The organism is Streptomyces sp. NPDC001549, assembly GCF_042894025.1.
Classification (GTDB): Bacteria; Actinomycetota; Actinomycetes; order Streptomycetales; family Streptomycetaceae; genus Streptomyces; species Streptomyces kutzneri.
This window is the reverse complement of sequence record NZ_JBIAVJ010000026.1, coordinates 70,078-83,183: the sequence shown is the minus strand read 5'-3', so window position 1 is coordinate 83,183 and position 13,106 is coordinate 70,078. Positions and strand designations below refer to the sequence as shown.

Genomic DNA, 13,106 nt, shown 5'->3' with positions numbered 1-13,106 from the left:
AGCGGAACATGACCATCGCCGTTCTCCCGGACATGCCCGCCGATGCCGGTGAGCTGTCCGTATGGCCCGCGTCCACGAGGCCGCTCCCGCACGGCGGCCTGTCCGTCGGCGGAGTCTCCCTCACCGAGATTGCCGAGCGGTTCGGCACCCCCGTCTACGTGCTGGACGAGGGCGAGGTGCGCGGGCGCTGCCGGACGTATCGCGACGCCTTCCCCGACGCGGACGTGCTGTACGCCGCCAAGGCGTTCCTCTCCCGCGCCATGGTCCGCTGGGTCCAAGCGGAGGGGCTGGGCCTGGACGTGTGCTCGGCCGGGGAGTTGGAGCTCGCCGTCACCACCGGGTTCCCGCCCGAGCGGATCGTGCTGCACGGCAACGCCAAGTCCCCTCACGACCTGGAGGCCGCCCTGCGCCTCGGTGTGGGACGGATCGTCATCGACAGCCCGTCCGAGATCGCCAGGATCGCCGCCGCCGTCGGCCCGGGCGGCCGCCAGAAGGTCATGGTGCGGGTGGTCCCGGGCGTCTCGGCCGGCGGCCACGACAAGATCCGAACCGGAACGGAGGACCAGAAGTTCGGGCTCTCCCTCACCGACGGCGGCGCACAGCACGTCGTCGCCCGGATCCTGGGCCAGCCGCGGCTCGAACTGACCGGCTTGCACTGCCACATCGGATCCCAGATATCCGAGGTGAAGCCCTACCTGGTCGCCCTGCGCCGCATGATCGGGCTCATGGCCCGCATCCGTGACACCCACGGCGTGGTCCTGCCCGAGCTGGACATGGGCGGCGGCCACGGCATCGCCTACCGGCCCGGCGAGCCCGCGCTCGACCTCACCGCGCTCGCCCGCCGGATGCGTACCGAACTCGTCGACGGCTGCGCCGCCGCGGGACTCCCCGTGCCCCGGCTCGCCGTCGAACCCGGACGGGCCGTCGTGGGCCCCGCCGGAGTCGCCCTCTACCGGGTGCTCGCCGTCAAACACACCGGCGAGAACGTGTTCGTCGCCGTCGACGGCGGCATGAGCGACAATCCGCGGCCCGCCCTGTACGGGGTGCGGTACGCGCCCCGGCTCGTCGGCCGCCACTCGACGGCCGGGCCCCGTACGGCCACCGTCGTCGGGCGGCACTGCGAGGCGGGCGACATCCTCGCCTCCGACGTCCCGCTGCCGGGCGACATCCGCCCCGGCGACCTGCTCGCCGTACCAGTGGCCGGTGCCTACCAGCTGTCCATGGCCTCCGGCTACAACCTCGTCGGCCGCCCCGCCGTCGTAGCGGTCCACGAGGACACGGCCCGGCTCCTCGTCCGGCGCGAAACCCTGGAGGACCACCGGCGCCGGGACATCGGCGCCTAAGGCCACGTCAGGGCACGTTCGCCGCCGCTTGGGATTCTCCATATCGTCACGGTGAGATACAGGATGGCGGCAGGTGCGGCAGCCGGGCGGATCGTCAGTCCTGACGACCGCCCGGTGCACGCAGCAGCCGCTCCAGCTCCGTTCCGGCCTCTTCATATCCGGCGTCGGAGATCCGTTGCAGCTCGCGCAGGTCACCGGCCGCGGCCGCGCGTCGCGTGAGCAGCATTCCGGCGTGCCGGGATCCCTCGTCCAACAGGTCGCTCAGCTCCGCGACGTCGCCGGCCGCGTCCGCGAGATCGGCCAGCCGGTCCAGCGCGGTCTCGTTGCCCTCGTCGGCCAGGTCGCGAAGGGTCTCCCGATCGGGGTTCGTGTTCTCCATGACGCCATGCTGCAACCCTGCCCCTGGGGCAAGGTCAAGTGGGACGATGACGAGGTGATCACCATCGGACAGCTGGCCGGCTACATCGGAGTGTCGATCAAGACCGTCCGCGTCTACCACGACAAGGGGTTGCTCCCCGAGCCCGACCGCGACGCGTCCGGCTACCGGCGGTACGGCGCGAACGACGCTGTCGACCTGATCAAGATCCGGACACTGACAGAAGCCGGTGTCCCCCTCGCTCGTATCCGGTATCTGAGAGCGGCGGGCGAGGAGGAATTCCGGCAGGCGCTGGGCGAGATCGACGTCGAACTCGACGCCCGCATCCGCAGCCTGCAGGACACTCAGGAGCGCCTGCGCCGGCTCGCCGCCGGGCGTCTGGTGCCACTGCCCGGCGAGGCCTTCGCCCATCTGGAGGATCTGGCCCGATGGGGATTCACGCCTCGATGGGTGGACCTGCAACGCGACTTGTGGATCCTCGTGTTCGCCACCCACCCGGACCGTGCGACCACCCTGTTTCACGAGCAGGCCGAGATCTTGGCCGACCCGACTCTACGGCGGCTCTTCCTCGGCTACGACCACGCACACGACCTCGACGCCGACGACCCGCGGCTCGAGGACCTCGCCCGCAGGATCGCCGAGGCGAATCGGGAGCGCTACGGGCCCGACGAACGGCCCGGGCTGGATACGGGCTCTGAGATCCCCGCCCTCATCCAGAGCCGGGTCAACGCTTCGTCCCCGGCATGGGAGCGGCTCGACTCCCTCATTCGCGCCCGACTGGACGCATGACGTGAGCGCCCCCGGAGCGGCCTGCGAGGTGTGTCCCTCCTCGGACCCGTCGCGATTCCCGACGCGCACGTGAGCCCCTGCCAGATCGAGCGCGGCCAGGACCCTCTCACTGCCCAGCCGGCGCCGCGGACGCGATCCGCGCAGGCCGGCAACCACAGCTCGGCCGCGGCGGCCGTACGCGACCTCTCCCGTCACCGGCCGGTGGTCACACCTCCCAGGTGACCGGGAGGCTCTTCACCCCGTAGATGTCCGCGGTCTCCGGGCGCAGGGCGACGTCTTCGGCCGGTACGGCCAGGCGCAGCGTGGGAAAGCGCTTGAGCAGCGCGGAGAACGCGACCCGCATCTCGACACGGGCCAGCTGCGCGCCCAGGCACAGGTGGATGCCATGTCCGAAGGCCAGGTGCCCGCCAGCGTCCCTCCCGAGGTCGAGCGTGTGGGGATCCGGGTACCGCTCGGGGTCGCGGTTGGCGGTGTTGTACGACAGGACGACCGTCGTGCCGGCCTCGATGGTCTGACCACCCACCTCGACGTCCTCCAGCGCCGTCCGCATGAACGACTTGGCGACGCTCAGATACCGGAGCAGCTCCTCGACGGCCTGGTCGATGAGCGCGGGATCGGCGCGCAGCGCCGCCAGTTGCTCCGGGTTCTGCAGCAGCGCGAAGGTCCCGAGGGACAGCATGTTGGCAGTGGTGTCGAAGCCGGCCGCCAGCAGGATCAGGCTGATCCCCTGCAGCTCCTCATCGGTCAGGTCGCTGTCGGTGAGTTCGCTGAGCACGTCGTCGGTGGGGTTCGCGCGCTTGGCGGCCACCAGTTCCGCGAGGTAGGTCTGGGTCGCGGTGTAGGCCGCCATCAGCTCCTCGTCGCCCGTCTCCCCGTTCATGAATTTGTCGATCTGTTCCTGGAAGGAGGCCCGGTCCTCGTACGGCACCCCCAGCAGCTCACAGATGATGATGGTGGGGATGGGCTTGGCGAACGCGGTCACCAGGTCCGCCGACGGCCCCGCCTTCTCCATGGCGTCCAGGCAGTCGGTGGTGATCTGCTCGATGCGCTCGGAGAGCAGTCGCATCCGCCGCGCGGTGAACTTGCCGACCAGCGGCTTCCGGTAGCGGCTGTGCTGGGGGTCGTCCATGAGGAGGAACTCGCCGGGCGGCGCCGGAGGGATCTCGAAGTCGACCACGTTCAGGAGGTCCTTGCGCGAGCTGAACCGCGGGTCGGCCAGGACCGACCTGACCAGGTCGTATCCGGTGATCATCCAGCCGGGTTTCCCGCCGGGGTGGGTGTAGCGGCTGATGGGGCCGTGCCGGCGGGCGTCGATCAGCTCTGCCGGAGGGTTGAAGGGACAGCCGGACTGACGCTCCGTCGGCAGCGTCGTAACAGTGTGGACCGATTCATCCATGACCATTCCTCACCTCGCGATAGTGCGTGTTTGATACAACTCGAAAGCTACGTTGCATTCAGGATTGCTGCAATCCACTGGAACGCATAAGTGCAGGTGAAGAGTGCCGAATTGATGCAATGACGCTGCGCTCGAATGCAATGGTGCGTTGCACTGAGTGGCGGCGAAGGCAATACTGGCGGCATGCCTGGAGGACGGTTGACCCAGCAGGAACGCCAGCGCATCGCGGCCGGACTCACCGGCAAGCTCTCCTACGCCGAGATCGCCAGGCGGCTCGACCGGCCGACCTCGACGATCAGCCGGGAGATCGCACGCAACGGCGGTCCCGGCGGCTACCGGCCCCAGCAGGCGCAGCTGGCTACGGTCCAGCGGGCGCAGCGCGGCACACCAGCACCCCCACGCGCGGCCGAAGCGCCCGGCGGAACGATGGAAGAGGAGATCATCGAGCTGGCGGTCAGATCGGGACTGCCGAGGATGACAGCACGCGTGCACGTCGACCTGTTGCTGTCCGAGGACGGCAGGCGCACAGCAGCCGAGCTGACCCGCAGACTGAAGGTCAGCCCGGCCTCCGTCTCCGTAGCCGTGAACTTCCTGGTCGAGCATGGGTATGTCCGGCGCGAGCGCGATCCGCAGCGGCGTCGCGACATCTACGTGGTCGACGACGACGCCTGGTACCACTCGATCGTGATCAGCTCGCGGCAGACGCTCGAGGCAGCGCGGGCCTCGACGGCCGCGGCGCAGACGTACGGGCCCGAGAGCCCCGTGGGTCAGCGGCTGGCCAAGGTGGGCGCGTTCCTGGAACAGGTCAGCCTGGACATGCTGGAGTCGGCCGACCGATGCCGCCGCCTCCTGGCGTGACGGGTCTCAGCGGGACCGTCTGGTCCGCCGGCGGACCAGTTCCTGCCGAACGTCACCGACCCATGCCATCTGACCGGCCGGCACCGCAGCGGCACGGCGGGTACCTCTGGTTCCCCGCTGGCGTCGACAGCATGACCCCTGAGACGCTCGTCCGCCCTCCCGCGGTTGGCAACGGTCCACTAGGGCGCGGCCCGGATCCTTGTACGGCGCGAAACGCCGGAGGGCTACCGCAACCGGGACATCGGCGGCTAGGGCCGGTAGACGAGCTCGATCACCATCGCTGCGATGACCGCCCAGACCCCGATGCCGAGCAGCCACAGGGCATCGAGGATCGCGCCGGTGGCGATGACGGTCAGGCCTGCCGCCCCGAGGACGAGTACGGTCCGGCGGACGGCGCGATCGGGGCGCCAGGAGATGGTCACGACAGCGAGCATCCCTCCGGATCCGCGTGGGGGCGAGTATCCGGAGGGTTTCCTGTCGGCATCTTGGCGCTGATGTCAGCCCGCGTGGACGTGGGGACGGCGGGCGCGGTCCGGTTCGGCCTCGCGGATGACCTCACGGGTGACGGGGGCGACCTCGCCCTGGCCGAAGAGGAAGAAGCGGAAGAAGTTGGCGAAGGGGTTGCCCTCGGTCCACTCGAAGTAGATGTGCGGCCGCTGACCGGTCTCGTCCCGGACGTGCAGCAGGAGGGCGGCCAGAGCGTTGGGGATGCTGGAGCTCTCCAGGGTCAGGACGCGGTAGCGGTCGTGCAGCACTTCGCCGCGTACGCGCATGCCCGATTCGAACTCGGACGCGTCCAGGACGGTGACCTCGACGAACATGACGTCGTCCCCGGCGGGGATGTCGTTGTCCGCGCGGATCTGTTCCTTCTTCTGCCGGTACTCGGCGAGGTCCCGGTTGTCGGGCTCGTTCGCGATGAACCGGATCGTGCGGTTGGCGGTGTCGCGGATGAACCGCTGGGCCATGTCGTCGAACTCGATGTGCGTGACGCGCAGCTCGAAGACCCGGGCCAGACGGGAGAGGAGGGAGAGGGCCATGATGCCGGCGATGAAGCAGGCGCCGATCTTCACGCCGTCGGGACGTTCGACGATGTTGACGCCGGTCGTGTAGATGAAGACGGCCGAGATGACGCCGAAGCCGATGGTCCAGCCGCGCTCCCCCGCCCGGCGGGCGGCGATGGTCACGGCGACCGCGGCCGAGGTGATCAGGACGAGGACACCGGTGGCGTACGCGCCGCCCTGCGCGTCCACGTCGGCGTTGAAGATCCAGGTCACCAGGAACGCGACGAGGGTGAACACGATGACCATCGGTCGCAGGGCGCGGGCCCAGTGCGGGGCCATGCCGTACCGGGGCAAGTAGCGCGGCATCAGGTTCAGCAGACCGGCCATCGCCGACGACCCGGCGAACCACAGGATCAGGATCGTGGAGATGTCGTAGACCGTGCCGAAGGCCGATCCCAGGTACTCGTGCGCCAGATAAGCCAGGGCTCGTCCGTTGGCCTCACCACCTGGCTGGAATTGGGCTGGTGGGATCAACAGCGTCGTGATGAAGCTGCTGGTGATCAGGAAGACGCTCATGATGATGGCCGCGGTCGTCAGCAGCTTCTTGGCACCGCGGATCCGGCCCGCCGGCTTGTCCTCGGTGTCCTCGGGGTCGCCCTTGACGTGCGGCATGACCGCCACGCCGGTCTCGAAGCCGGACAGGCCGAGCGCGAGCTTCGGGAACACGATGAGGGCGATGGCGACCATCATGAGCGGGTTGCCGTGCTCGGCGGTCAGTGCCTCGGTCCAGTCGGTGACGACATGGGGTTCAGCGGCCACCTCCCACAAGCCGCGCGCCACCACGACGACGTTCAGGCTGAGGTACGTGGCCACGAGGACGACGGCGACGCCGATGGCCTCGCTGAACCCCTTGAGGAACACAGCCCCGAGGAGCGCGATCATGATGAGCGTGATCAGCACCTCGTGGCCGTGCAACGTGCTGGTGAGGTGCGGGTTCTCCACCAGGTGCGCGGTAGCGTCCGCGGCCGAGAGGGTGATGGTGATCAGGAAGTCGGTCGCCGCGAACCCGAGCAGGGTCAGGACGAACAGCTTCCCCTTCCAGAACGTCAGCAGCCGCTCCAGCATGGCGATCGAGCCCTCGCCGTGCGGGCTCTCCTCGGCCACTCGCCGGTAGACCGGTAGCGCGCCGAAGAGAGTGAGCAGGACCAGCACGATGGTCGCGAGCGGCGACAGCAGCCCGGCCGCCAGCGCCGCGATGCCGGGCTGGTAGCCGAGGGTGGAGAAGTAGTCCAGACCCGTCAGGCACATGACCCGCCACCACGGTCGGCCGTGGGGCTGGGCCGCCGCCTCCTTGGCGGCGGGCGAACTGTTCTCGGCGGTCAAGCCTTCCAGCATCCACGCGCGCAGGCGCGAAGAGCGGGCCGGGGTGGCCATCGTGGGGAGCTCCTGTCGTACGGCAAAGAATCAGCCATCGACACCGACGGCGGAGCAAGCGTACGCAGATTGATCTCATATGCCTGCGGCTGAGGCAATCCTGACGCGTCCTTAACGCGGACATCGCCACCTGTGGAGTAGCGAACGTCCGGTGGTCAAGGACGAGGAGCGGGGGCGGCCCGGACGGAGGCCGCCCCCGCGGGGAACCGGCGGAGTGTGGATCAACGCCGGCCGGCCTGGAGGGCCGTGGTCCGGGGGTGGGAAGAGCCCTGCGGGAAGCGGAGGCTGCGATGGCTCGTGGGACAGGAGCCTCGCGTTCCCCTGACGAGCCGTTTACCCGAGGTCAGCCGAGGCCGGGAATGGTGGACACCACCAGGTCGATGAGCTTGATGCCTACGAAGGGCAGGATCAGCCCGCCGAGGCCGTAGACACCGAGGTTGCGGCGCAGCAGGTCGTGCGCGGAGGCGGGCCGGTAGCGGACACCGCGCAGGGCGAGCGGGATGAGGGCCACGATGATCAGCGCGTTGAAGATGATCGCCGAGGTGATCGCAGAGGTGGGGCTGCTCAGGCCCATGATGTTGAGTGCTTCGAGTCCCGGGTAGGCCGCGGTGAACATCGCCGGGATGATCGCGAAGTACTTCGCGACGTCGTTGGTGATGGAGAAGGTGGTGAGCGCACCCCGGGTGATGAGGAGCTGCTTGCCGATCTCGACGATCTCGATGAGCTTCGTGGGGTTGGAGTCGAGGTCCACCATGTTCCCGGCCTCCTTGGCGGCCGAGGTGCCGGTGTTCATCGCCACGCCGACGTCGGCCTGCGCGAGGGCGGGGGCGTCGTTCGTACCGTCACCGGTCATGGCGACCAGCTTGCCGCCGGCTTGCTCCCGCTTGATCAGCGCGAGCTTGTCCTCGGGCGTCGCCTGGGCGAGGTACTCGTCCACCCCCGCCTCCGCGGCGATGGCGCGGGCCGTCAGCTCGTTGTCGCCGGTCACCATGACCGTACGGATCCCCATGCTCCGCAGCTCCGCGAAGCGCTCCCGGATGCCTTCCTTGACCACGTCCTTGAGGTGGATGATGCCGAGGACCCGCGGCCCGTCCCAGTCGTGGACCGCCACCAGCAGAGGGGTCCCGCCGGATTGCGAGACCTGGGCGGACCATGCGGCGGCCTCCGCCTGTACGGTCCCGCCGCGCATCGCCACCCAGTCCATGACCTCCGTCACCGCGCCCTTGCGGATGGCGCATCCCGCGCCGTTGTCCCAGCTCAGGTTGACGCCGCTCATCCGGGTGCGGGCGCTGAACTCGGTGAAGCGGGGGTTGCTGAGGTCCTCGGCGGCGGCCGGCTGGAGCCCGTACCGCTGGGCCAGGGCCACGACGGACCGGCCTTCGGGGGTCTCGTCGGCGAGGGAGGACAGCTGGGCGGCGTCGGCGAGCTTGGTGTGGTCGATGCCGGGGAGCGGGATGAAGGCGGCGGCCTCGCGGTTGCCGTGCGTGATGGTGCCGGTCTTGTCGAGGAGCAGGGTGTTGATGTCACCCGCGGCCTCGACGGCGCGGCCGCTCAACGCGATGACGTTGCGCTGCACGAGGCGGTCCATGCCGGCGATGCCGATCGCGGAGAGCAGGGCGCCGATCGTGGTGGGGATGAGGGTCACCAGGAGCGCGACCAGTACGGTCGTGGACTGGGCGGCGCCCGCGTACGCGGCCATCGGCTGGATGCTGACCACGATCAGGATGAAGATGACGGTCAAAGCGGCCAGCAGGATGTTCAGCGCGATCTCGTTCGGGGTCTTCTGCCGGGACGCACCCTCGACCAGCGCGATCATCCGGTCGATGAAGCTGTTCCCGGAGCGCGAGGTGACCCGTACGACGATCGAGTCCGACAGCACGGTCGTACCGCCCGTGACACCGGACCGGTCACCGCCCGACTCCCGGAGCACGGGGGCCGATTCACCGGTCACCGCCGATTCGTCCACCATCGCCGCTCCGTCGACCACGTCCCCGTCGGCCGGTACCGGCTCCCCCGCTTCGACGAGGACGAAGTCGAAGGGCTGGAGCTCGGCCGGGGTCACCACCTCGGTCTCGGCATGGCGCAGGTTCGTGCCGTACGTCCAGTGCTTCAGCCGGAGAGCGACGGTGTCGGTACGCGCCTTGCGCAGCGACTCGGCCTGGGCTCGGCCGCGGCCCTCGGCGACGGCCTCGGCGAGGTTGGCGAACAGAACCGTCAGCCAGAGCCAGACGCTGATCACCCAGGTGAAGACGGACGGGTGGATGAGCGCCGAGAGCGTCGTCAGGACGGAGCCCACGGCCACGACGAACAGCACCGGCTTCTTCACCAGTTCGCGCGGGTGGAGCTTGGCGACGGCCTCCCGGGCCGAGGTGGCGAGGAGCTCGGGCTCCAGCACGTTCACCTGGCCGGAGCGTTTCCGGGACGGCCGGTTGACCGGGGTCCGCGGAGGTGTGCCGAGACCCGGGGGAACGTGCTGCGCGGCGGCGGGAGGCATGAAGCGACCTTCTGGTGAGTTCGGCTGGGCACCCCTGCCGGGCCGGTCGGCACGCGGCGGATGCGGTTGAGGGGTGTCGCCGCCGGGGACTGTCTCGCATGGACCCCCTCGGCCGTCATGTGAGTGGTCGAGGTCCCCGGCGGCGCAACAGGCAGGAAACTACTGCCCGTTCCGGCGGCAATTCCCATGTGAGCCGGGGAATTGGCGCCTTCTTGACGGCAGCGCACGAGTCGCGTCAAGCCACCGTCAACAGCCCGTCAACGCCCGTCGGCAGTGATGCGGAAGCGCAGTCGGCAGATGACGGCGTCGGTGTCGCGGCGTACCGCGTGGGCGACCACGGAGCCACGCTGGTTCTGCAGCATCCGCTGCCACAGGTGAGCGGGTTCCGTTTCCGGGATGAGGACGGTCACCTGGGCATCCGGGTGTTTCTGCATGAGCTCGCGCACGTACGCCGACACCGGCCGGCCGAGCGAGCGGGTGTCGGAGGAGACCTTGATCAGCTCGATGCCGGGCTTCCACAACTCCCAGTCCCGGCAAAGTGCTTCGGCCGCCTTCCGGTCCTCCGGACCCGCGTAGGCGACGGTCACGGCGAGGACCTCGTCGCCGAGCGAGCGGGCCGCGGTCAGCGCCTGGCAGGTCAGTCGGGACAGCCCCGACACGGGCACGACGACCAGCGAGCGGGAGCGCTGGGGCGGCTGAGGGATGCGGCCGAGCTCCAGGCGTGAGCCGATCTGGGCGTAAGCCCGCTGGATCTTCTCGAAGGCGAGGACGATCAGCGGCAGGGCGAGCACGATCAGCCAGGCGCCCTCGGTGAACTTGGTGGCGGTCACGACGACCGCCGAGACCCCGGTGAGCAGGGCACCGAAGCCGTTGAGCGTGGCCTTGGCCTGCCAGCCCCTGGGGCGTTCGCCGTACCAGTGGCGGACCATGCCGACCTGGCAGATCGTGAAGCCGACGAGGACGCCGATCGCGAAGAGCGGGACGAGGGTGTTGGTGTCGCCGCCGGAGAACACCAGCAGGGCGGCAGACACGAGCGCGAGCCACACCACGCCGTGTCGGTGCACCTGGCGGTCCGCCTTGAGGGCGAAGACGTGCGGCAGGTAGTTGTCCCGGGCCAGCAGGCTCATCAGCACGGGAAGCCCGCCGAAGGAGGTGTTCGCGGCCAGCGCGAGCAGCACCATCGTCGCGAACTGGACCACGTAGAAGGCGAGGTTGTGGCCGAAGGAGGCGTCCGCGAGCTGGGCCAGCACGGTCACCCCCTCGACCGGCTGGAGGTGGAAGCGTCCGATCAGGACCGACAGGCCGATCAGCATGACGCCGAGCAGGGCGCCGAGGGCCACCTCGGTCCGCTGGGCTCGGCGGGTGGCGGGGGCGCGGAAGGAGGGCACGGCGTTGGCGACGGCCTCGACGCCGGTCAGGGCGGAGCAGCCGGCCGCGAAGGCCTTCAGCAGCAGGAGCGCGCCGACCCCGGTGGCCCCTTCGCCGAGCGCGGAGGCGTGGCCGGCGGCCGAGGCGGTGCTGACCGGGCCGTCGCGGAAGAGACCGACCGCGACCATGGTGAGGATCGACCCGACGAACACCGCGGTCGGTACGAGGAACGCCTTGGCGGAGTCCACGACCCCGCGCAGGTTCACCGCCGTGACCAGGAGCAGGACCCCGAGGCAGATCCACACCCGTTCCCCGTACAGCTCGGGGAAGGCCGAGGTCAGCGCGGCGACACCGGCGGTGATGGAGACGGCGACGTTCAGGACGTAGTCGAGGATCAGCGAGGCCGCGGCCACCAGACTCGTGCGCCGGCCGAGATGCTTCTTGGCGACGGCGTACGAACCGCCACCGTCCGGGAACGCGGCGATGACCTGCCGGTACGAGGCCACCAGCACGGCGAGCAGAGCTGCGATCGCGAGGGTGACGGGGAGGGTGAACCCGAGGCCGTAGGCACCGGCTGCCGCCAGGACCAGCACGATCGACTCGGGCCCGTACGCCACGGAGGCCATCGCGTCGAGCGACAGCGCGGCCAGGCCCTGGAGGGCGGTCAGCCGGTGCCGGTCCCCCGCCTCGTGAGGCGTCCGCACGCCGGTATCAGGAGGTTCCTCCGTGCCCGGTGCCTGCCCGGCCGCGGTCGTCTTTCCCATGTCTATGGTCATCTTCGCTGTTCCTCCGATTGGGCAAAGTGAGGACAGCGTCCGGATGGCGTGGCCGAATGACCAGTGCTCTTGGCGGATTCCATATGACCGCCGCGCCACTCTTCACGTGCTCCTGACGCCGGGGCCGCAAAGTCGTACGAGGTGCGTCAAGATCTCAACAGGGCACGTGGCTCCTTCATCGGCCGGGGGCACGCTTGAAAGGCGCGACAAACGTCCGCCGAAGTCAAGGGAGTACACGCTGATGAACACGGAAAACGTGGTCGGGCTCATCGTCGCCGTCGCTCTGCTCGGCTACCTCGTGGCCGCCCTGATCAGGCCCGAGAGGTTCTGATTCAAGACCGCCCCGTCCGGACGGGAGGCATCACATGTCCGGATCCTCGCACTGCCTGCACGACCGTGCCGTTCTGCTCGCCGCCCTCGTGGTGCCGTTCCTCGTGGCGCTCGCCCTCGTGCCGTTCCGCACGGGCATTTCAGCGACGAACGAAGCTCTGATCATGGTCGTCGCGGTGGTCGCCGTCGCCGCGCTCGGGACCCGGGCGGCCGGGGCGCTGGCCGCACTCTCTGCGGCTGCCTGGTTCGATTTCTTCCTCACCAGGCCCTACCAGCAGTTCGCCATCGCCGACCGTGATGAGATCCAGACGGCTGTCCTCCTGCTCGTCGTCGGCCTGATCGTCTCGCAGCTGGCCGTTCGGGTACAGCGGCTCCGGACGGTCGTGGTCACCGACGCCTCGCATCTGTCGAGCCTCCAGGGAACCGCCCGTCTGGTCGAGGACGGCGCCTCACCGGAAGCGGTGGTCGAGTACGTGCGCCGGGAGCTCGTGGGCCTGCTGGGGCTGCGCGGCTGCCGCTTCGAGTACGGCAGGCTGCTCGGGCACCGGCCGCGCCTGGAGCACGACGGTGGCTTGTGGTTGCGCAGCCGCAGCCGGATCGTCGAGTACGCCGACTGGCCGGACGGAGAGACCGAGCTGCGCGTCGTCGGCGGCGGGCACTACTACGGCCGCTTCCTCCTCGATCCGCTCCCGGACCGTCCCCTGCCTCCCGAGGAGGCCCGCCTGGTCGCGGTCGCGCTGGCCGCTCAGGCCGGTGCCGCGCTGGACACGGCCGGCCTCTCCCACCAGGGCTGACCGGCGGTTCGCGACCACTCGCGTATGCGCCGCGTTAAGAGTTCCCCTGCTTCCGTATGGACCCCATCAAGGTGTCTTAACGCCGGGATGAAGACACGGTTATCTCGACATCGGCCATCTGGCCGATTCAATTCCTTCCTCATTCAT

11 protein-coding genes are annotated in these 13,106 nt (G+C 69.4%); 5 read left to right on the top strand and 6 right to left on the bottom strand.

Features of this window, described 5'->3' with window-relative positions; genetic code table 11:
• The first annotated feature begins 8 nt into the window (after window positions 1-8).
• The gene (lysA, locus tag ACFY04_RS33385) at window positions 9-1,343 is read left to right on the top strand and encodes a diaminopimelate decarboxylase (RefSeq protein ID WP_389122633.1); all 1,335 of its coding nucleotides are present in this window, start codon (window positions 9-11) and stop codon (window positions 1,341-1,343) included.
• A 94-nt stretch (window positions 1,344-1,437) separates the two neighbouring features.
• Here the strand turns inward: lysA and ACFY04_RS33380 are convergent, their stop codons facing one another.
• Complete coding sequence (locus ACFY04_RS33380; RefSeq protein WP_389122631.1) at window positions 1,438-1,722, bottom strand: hypothetical protein; 285 nt, start codon at window positions 1,720-1,722, stop codon at window positions 1,438-1,440.
• A gap of 6 nt (window positions 1,723-1,728) precedes the next feature.
• On the opposite strand from ACFY04_RS33380, the gene ACFY04_RS33375 reads away from it, so the two are divergent.
• Entirely contained in the window at window positions 1,729-2,508 is a 780-nt protein-coding gene (locus ACFY04_RS33375; RefSeq protein ID WP_389122629.1) for a MerR family transcriptional regulator, read from the top strand.
• A 205-nt stretch (window positions 2,509-2,713) separates the two neighbouring features.
• Here ACFY04_RS33375 and ACFY04_RS33370 read toward each other — a convergent pair whose 3' ends face one another.
• Complete coding sequence (locus ACFY04_RS33370; protein WP_389122627.1) at window positions 2,714-3,904, bottom strand: cytochrome P450; 1,191 nt, start codon at window positions 3,902-3,904, stop codon at window positions 2,714-2,716.
• A 183-nt stretch (window positions 3,905-4,087) separates the two neighbouring features.
• On the opposite strand from ACFY04_RS33370, the gene ACFY04_RS33365 reads away from it, so the two are divergent.
• Window positions 4,088-4,762 (top strand): helix-turn-helix domain-containing protein, encoded by a 675-nt coding sequence (locus ACFY04_RS33365; protein ID WP_389122625.1) that lies wholly within the window; start codon window positions 4,088-4,090, stop codon window positions 4,760-4,762.
• A gap of 248 nt (window positions 4,763-5,010) precedes the next feature.
• On the opposite strand, the gene ACFY04_RS33360 is transcribed toward ACFY04_RS33365, so the two are convergent.
• From ACFY04_RS33360 to ACFY04_RS33345, 4 genes are all read right to left on the bottom strand, one after another.
• Window positions 5,011-5,184 carry a hypothetical protein gene (locus ACFY04_RS33360; protein WP_237545442.1) on the bottom strand — a complete coding sequence of 58 codons (174 nt, stop codon included), beginning with the start codon at window positions 5,182-5,184 and terminating at the stop codon, window positions 5,011-5,013.
• Window positions 5,185-5,259: 75 nt separating this feature from the next.
• A complete protein-coding gene (locus ACFY04_RS33355) occupies window positions 5,260-7,197 on the bottom strand; it encodes an APC family permease (RefSeq protein ID WP_389122622.1) in 1,938 nt (645 codons plus the stop codon).
• Window positions 7,198-7,540: 343 nt separating this feature from the next.
• Entirely contained in the window at window positions 7,541-9,691 is a 2,151-nt protein-coding gene (kdpB, locus tag ACFY04_RS33350) for a potassium-transporting ATPase subunit KdpB (protein WP_389122620.1), read from the bottom strand.
• A 257-nt stretch (window positions 9,692-9,948) separates the two neighbouring features.
• A complete protein-coding gene (locus tag ACFY04_RS33345) occupies window positions 9,949-11,835 on the bottom strand; it encodes an APC family permease (RefSeq protein ID WP_389122617.1) in 1,887 nt (628 codons plus the stop codon).
• A gap of 241 nt (window positions 11,836-12,076) precedes the next feature.
• Here ACFY04_RS33345 and kdpF point away from each other — a divergent pair, with 241 nt between their 5' ends.
• Together kdpF and ACFY04_RS33335 are read left to right on the top strand one after the other, a co-directional pair.
• Window positions 12,077-12,166, top strand: coding sequence for a K(+)-transporting ATPase subunit F (gene kdpF / locus ACFY04_RS33340; RefSeq protein WP_389122616.1), 90 nt, complete (start codon window positions 12,077-12,079; stop codon window positions 12,164-12,166).
• Between the two features lie 34 nt (window positions 12,167-12,200).
• A complete protein-coding gene (locus ACFY04_RS33335) occupies window positions 12,201-12,959 on the top strand; it encodes a DUF4118 domain-containing protein (RefSeq protein WP_389122614.1) in 759 nt (252 codons plus the stop codon).
• Window positions 12,960-13,106 lie beyond the last annotated feature (147 nt).

Excerpts from the sequence above, each read along its gene's own strand:
- lysA (WP_389122633.1), top strand. The coding sequence starts at position 9 with ATGACCATCGCCGTTCTCCCGGACATGCCCGCCGATGCCGGTGAGCTG.
- ACFY04_RS33380 (WP_389122631.1), bottom strand. The coding sequence starts at position 1,722 with ATGGAGAACACGAACCCCGATCGGGAGACCCTTCGCGACCTGGCCGAC.
- ACFY04_RS33375 (WP_389122629.1), top strand. The coding sequence starts at position 1,729 with ATGCTGCAACCCTGCCCCTGGGGCAAGGTCAAGTGGGACGATGACGAG.
- ACFY04_RS33370 (WP_389122627.1), bottom strand. The coding sequence starts at position 3,904 with ATGGATGAATCGGTCCACACTGTTACGACGCTGCCGACGGAGCGTCAG.
- ACFY04_RS33365 (WP_389122625.1), top strand. The coding sequence starts at position 4,088 with ATGCCTGGAGGACGGTTGACCCAGCAGGAACGCCAGCGCATCGCGGCC.
- ACFY04_RS33355 (WP_389122622.1), bottom strand. The coding sequence starts at position 7,197 with ATGGCCACCCCGGCCCGCTCTTCGCGCCTGCGCGCGTGGATGCTGGAA.
- kdpB (WP_389122620.1), bottom strand. The coding sequence starts at position 9,691 with ATGCCTCCCGCCGCCGCGCAGCACGTTCCCCCGGGTCTCGGCACACCT.
- ACFY04_RS33345 (WP_389122617.1), bottom strand. The coding sequence starts at position 11,835 with ATGACCATAGACATGGGAAAGACGACCGCGGCCGGGCAGGCACCGGGC.
- kdpF (WP_389122616.1), top strand. The coding sequence starts at position 12,077 with ATGAACACGGAAAACGTGGTCGGGCTCATCGTCGCCGTCGCTCTGCTC.
- ACFY04_RS33335 (WP_389122614.1), top strand. The coding sequence starts at position 12,201 with ATGTCCGGATCCTCGCACTGCCTGCACGACCGTGCCGTTCTGCTCGCC.